The sequence below is a fragment of the Rubrimonas cliftonensis genome, from assembly GCF_900107585.1.
Classification (GTDB): domain Bacteria; phylum Pseudomonadota; class Alphaproteobacteria; order Rhodobacterales; family Rhodobacteraceae; genus Rubrimonas; species Rubrimonas cliftonensis.
On the sequence record NZ_FNQM01000060.1, the window covers coordinates 1 to 4,813 of the forward strand.

A 4,813-nucleotide genomic window follows, 5' to 3' on the forward strand; every position below is an offset into this window, starting at 1 on the left:
CACGCCTTCGGCCGGACGCGGGCGCTGGACGACGTCTCGTTCAGCGCCCCGCGCGGCGCGTTCACGGCGCTGCTGGGGGTGAACGGGGCCGGCAAACCAACGTTATCCTACAGCGTGAACAGTTGGCTCGACACGCAGTTTTGCTCCATTGCCTTCTGCAAGTATGCCGTGTGGGAGGCGCTGCCGTAACTCGGGGTGGTGTGCCATAGCTGCGGACTTTAACTTAAGTGGCTTATCCCGTTGAGGCAGGTTCCTCAAAATGTAGACATTCCATGATTGACGATCATGGTTTGTTCCGACATGGCGTTGCGCATGGCAAGCCGCTGGAAGCACGATCGCCCCATGTCTCGGACCGAGTTCGAAGCCCGGTTCCCGGACGACGACGCATGCGCGCGGCGCCTCGCCGCGAAGCGATGGCCTGACGGCTTCGCCTGCCCGGATCCCAATTTTGCAGGCGCAAAGTTCTGGGCGCTGCGCTCGAAGCCGCACACCTGGGAGTGCTCGGGGTGCGGTCGGCAGACCTCGGTGACGGCCGGCACGGTCATGCATCGCAGCCACCTGCCGTTGCGGGTCTGGTTCCTCGCGGCGCACATCGTCACGAGCCACTCGAACGGGATCTCGGCGCTCCAGCTTCAAGCTCAGCTCGACCTTGGCTCCTACAAGACCGCCTGGCTGATGCTCCACAAGCTCCGGCGGGCCATGGTCGACCCTGACCGGGGCCTGCTCCAAGGCTTCGTGGAGGTGGACGAGACAACCATGCCCTTCCGCAGGAAGTCGGATCCCGTCGCCGGCGGCCAGGGCCGCAGCCCCATCGGCAAGATGTTGATTGTAGGGGCGATTGAGCTTTCCGATGAGGGCCATCCGAGGCGCATCCGACTCAAGCACATACCGGATTCATCCGGCGAAGAGTTGAAGGCTTTCGCCAGCAAGGTCGTGGAACCTGGCGCGATCTACACCACCGACGGGTGGAAGGGTTACAACTGGATCCCGCCCGAACAGCATGATCGCAAGGTCGTCGGCACGATGGCCGCCCACGTCCTGCTACCCTGGATCCACCGCGTCTTCTCGAACCTGAAACGCTGGGCGATGGGTGTGCTTCATGGTCTCCGGCGCAAGCATCTCCAACGCTACCTCGACGAGTTCGTGTTCCGCTGGAACCGACGACGACGGATGCGCGCGGCCTTCGAAACGATCCTCGGCATCGCTGTCGCGAAAATCCCGCAACCTATCGGGACTTCGTTGCGCAACGCGCCTGATCATGAGCGTTGGAAGAGCCCGGCAACCCCGATCCCTTGATCAGGGGCATTGCGCTTGGCGCCGAGGCCACCATGATACCCGGACGAAGACGCTCACGGGGCCATACTTGTCCGCACCAAATGTGGGACGACCTTACTCAGCGGGATAAGCCACTAACTTAATTTCACCGTCTCAAAGAACATCGCCCGCACGGTCCCGCTGAGGGATATACCTTGCCGCGCGGTGCTCGCGTACGGCAAGGCGGCGCCGGCGCGGCGGGTGAAGTGTGAACAGGCGCCGCAGAGTGATCCTCTAATTCTTCATAGCATCAGGAATGCATGGCGGAGATCGGCTTTGGCGCCCCGCGCCAACTCAACCTCATAAATTGAGAGTCGCCAGCGTCGCGGTGGACAGACGGGCGCCGGCCCGGTCAAATCCGGTGAAGTCGCGCTTCAGTAGGCGCCCCTCAAAGGAGACCGCCGATGAAATCCCCATCCACGCTTCTTGCATCCGCCCTCTTTTCGGCAACTATCGCCGCCTCGGCCTCCATCGCCGAGGAGCCGATACTGGACCGCACCATCGTCATCGCCTCCAACGAACTGAAGGTGCTGCGCCCCGTTGACAAGACGCCCTATCCTGACACCCTTGAGAAGTATCCTGACCTGATGGCCGGCGGCGGCTACCGCCTCGAGCCGCCCAACGAGGATGGCGAATGGTACGCTCGCGTGTATCAATGGTCGCCAGGCGTGGTCTACGCGTACCAGGGAGAACGCGTCCGGCTGGAGTTCTTTGGGATCAACGGCGACCTGCACCCGACCGAGATCCCTGGCTACGGCCTGAAGTTCGATGTGGCGCGCGGCGAGATAACCCGTGTCGACTTCACAGCCGACAAGGCGGGGCTGTTCGACATCGTCACCCCCGGCCGAGCGCCGAGCATGACTGCCCAACTGGTAGTGCTGCCCCGGCCTTGAAGCGCTCCGAGTGCGGAAAGGCGCTGGAGAATGACGTATTCCATCTTTCTGTAATCAAAGAGTTATGGTGCGGATCGGCGTCGGAACCCCCCGCCGATCCATGGCCATTTCGTTGCACTGGCTATTCTGGCGCTGAGTGCAGGGCTGTCAGCCTGCCGGCGGCGGCGGAACGATCTCTCAAAGGATGAGAGCCCGGCGTCCGGCGCTTGCCAGGTGGCTCAAGCAGCCTAATCTCCACGCATGAAGAGACCAATCAGTTGCAAACGACAGGGAGAAACATATGAAAACCTTTGCAGCCCTCAGCTTGGCTGGCGCGGTGGTAGCGAGCGGCGCCTTGGCGCAGGCCGTAAGTGTCGGGGACGTCAAGAAGTACGCGGCCTTTTCCAAGCTCGAGGCCAATATCGCCGAGCTCTCGCTTGCTGCCTCGGCGCATGCGCTGATGCCGCCGTCGATGGAGTCCACCCGCGCGCTGATTGCCGAGGAGTTCGAGGAGGACATCGAGCAGGTGGCCGGCTACGTCTCATACCTGCGCTCCGTGCCGCTGACGGACGAAGAATCCGAAGCGCTAGGCGCCTTCGAGGAAAGCTGGTCTGAGCTGGTGTCCGTCGGCCGGTCAATGATGTCGGACACGTTCGATGCTGCCTCCAACCCCAGCGCGGTGGCAGGGTTCTGGTCCAAGGCCACTGAGACCGACGAAACCATCGACGACGTCCTTGACGACATTCAAGCAAGGATCGGTGCAGGCATTCCCGGCGTCTGAGCGCGTGTCGCGCCGCTTCAAGAGAAGCGGCGCGACATCCTTCGCGGTGTCTGCGATGCGGTATTACTGTTTGCTGACAGGGTCGCTAAATTCTGCGGAACGATAGCACAGCATCGACCAAAAGCTGGATCATGTTCCACTAATACGTGCGCATGTAACATGATCTTTTAGACCATTTGGGAACACCCAAGCCGAAGTTCCAAAGCAGCTCCGGATGAAACACAGCTACACGTCGAAGTGATGACTGGAAGCTGTTGATGATGGAGCCGAAGTTGGCGCGACCGGCCGGATATCGCCCTCGTCAATCTTACCTGCAACTGGCCGGAGCCCTTAACCCGCAGCCTCCCCGGTGGGGCGGTCGGCCGAGGGTGACCCCCCAACTTCGACAGCAAAACGCGTAAGCGATTGATATTGTTATGGCCAGATGGGCCAAAATGTAACTACACGGGCTTGGTCAGGCTGGTTTTGGCAGGTTCAGGGTTTCGAAGAGTTCCAGTTGCTCGGGGTTCGGGGTGGTGACGCCCTCCAGCTTTCGGTCCGCGATCCGCGCGTGATGGCGCTGGATGCGGGCGAGCATGTCGAGGGCGGTGCGGGGACTGGCGCTGTGGCCCTTCGCCTTCAGACGCATGCGCATGACGCGATAGAGCACGAGGGCCAAGAAGCAGATCAGCGCATGGGCGCGGATGCGGTCGGGCAGCCGGTGGTGGACTGGCGCGATCTCGATGTCGGATTTGAGGACGCGGAAGCCGCGCTCAATGTCGGCCAGCGCCTTGTAGCGGGCGACTGCGTCGGCAGGCGTCAGGTCGGGGGCGTTGGTCAGCAGCGCGAGCTTGCCGTCGAAGAGTTCGGCTTCAGCGAGGGCGTCGGCGTCCACCGACCAGCTGAAGCGGTCGGCTGCGAAGTCGGCCTTGAGGAAGCGGGTGAGTTCGGCCTCGGCGACGGCGCGGGTGAAGCGGCTGTAGGCGCCGCGGTCCGACGCCCGGCGGCCGCGGGCGGCCTTGACATCCGCCTCGCGCGCCGCGTCCTGCGCGTCGAGCTTCGTGACCATCGTCTCGGCCATGGCCTCGAGCTCGGCGATGCGGGCGCGGCGGCGGTCGCCCTGCTCGGCGGCGCGCAGGGGATCGTGCGCGACGATCAGCCGATGGCCGGCGAAGGCGGCCTCCGCCAGCCCGTCCGCGTCGAAGGCGATGTCGCGGAAGGTCTCGACCAGCTCGCCATAGCGCCGGGCGGGGACGGCGAGGATGAACTCCAGCCTGCGCCCGCCCTGGTCGGCGAGCGCGGTCAGCGCGCCGATGTTGTCGAGGCTGAGCAGGCCGCGGTCGGCGACGAGGATCACGCGCTGGACCGGGAAGCGCTGCAGCACGGTGGAGAGCATCGCCTGCAGGGTCTTGGTCTCGGCCACATTGCCGGGGTGGACGGTGTGCATCAGCGGCAGGCCCTCGGCGGTCTGCACGACGCCGAGCACGAACTGCCGCGCGACCCCGCCCAGCTCCTTGTTCATGCCGTACGCGCGGAGGTCGTCCTCGACCGCCCCCTCGCCGTGGATGCGCACGGTGGTCAGGTCGTAGAAGACGACGGCGAGATCGTGGTCGACCAGCGGCCGGATCTGCCTGGCCAGCTCCATCTCGACCCGCTCGGCGTGATCGCTCAGCGCGTCCATGGCGCGCAGCAGATGCTGGTGGGTGACGCCCTCCGGCGCCGCCGGCAGGGCGACGGTCTCCAGCCAGCGCAGGCAGCCGAGCTTGCTCGTGGGATCGCACAGCCGGTTGAACACCATGGCGCGCACCAACGCTTCGACGTCGATCTCGCGCTTGCCCGAGCGCAGCGCACGGCTCAGCGCGCGGTC

General features: G+C 64.3%; 3 protein-coding genes and 2 pseudogenes. 4 read left to right on the forward strand and 1 reads right to left on the reverse strand.

The window, feature by feature from the left end; translation table 11 throughout:
• From BLW43_RS24690 to BLW43_RS22315, 4 genes and pseudogenes are all read left to right on the forward strand, one after another.
• Positions 1 to 135 (forward strand): annotated as a pseudogene (locus tag BLW43_RS24690) (ATP-binding cassette domain-containing protein); the annotation flags it as partial.
• Positions 136 to 312: 177 nt separating this feature from the next.
• Positions 313 to 1,256: pseudogene (locus tag BLW43_RS22305) on the forward strand (IS1595 family transposase).
• A gap of 462 nt (positions 1,257 to 1,718) precedes the next feature.
• A complete protein-coding gene (locus tag BLW43_RS22310; RefSeq protein WP_093257070.1) occupies positions 1,719 to 2,207 on the forward strand; it encodes a cupredoxin domain-containing protein in 489 nt (162 codons plus the stop codon).
• Positions 2,208 to 2,487: 280 nt separating this feature from the next.
• Positions 2,488 to 2,967 (forward strand): hypothetical protein, encoded by a 480-nt coding sequence (locus tag BLW43_RS22315; RefSeq protein WP_093257073.1) that lies wholly within the window; start codon positions 2,488 to 2,490, stop codon positions 2,965 to 2,967.
• 454 nt (positions 2,968 to 3,421) lie between these two features.
• Here BLW43_RS22315 and BLW43_RS22320 read toward each other — a convergent pair.
• On the reverse strand, positions 3,422 to 4,813 hold a 1,392-nt coding region (locus BLW43_RS22320), incomplete at its 5' end, for an IS1634 family transposase (protein ID WP_093257076.1).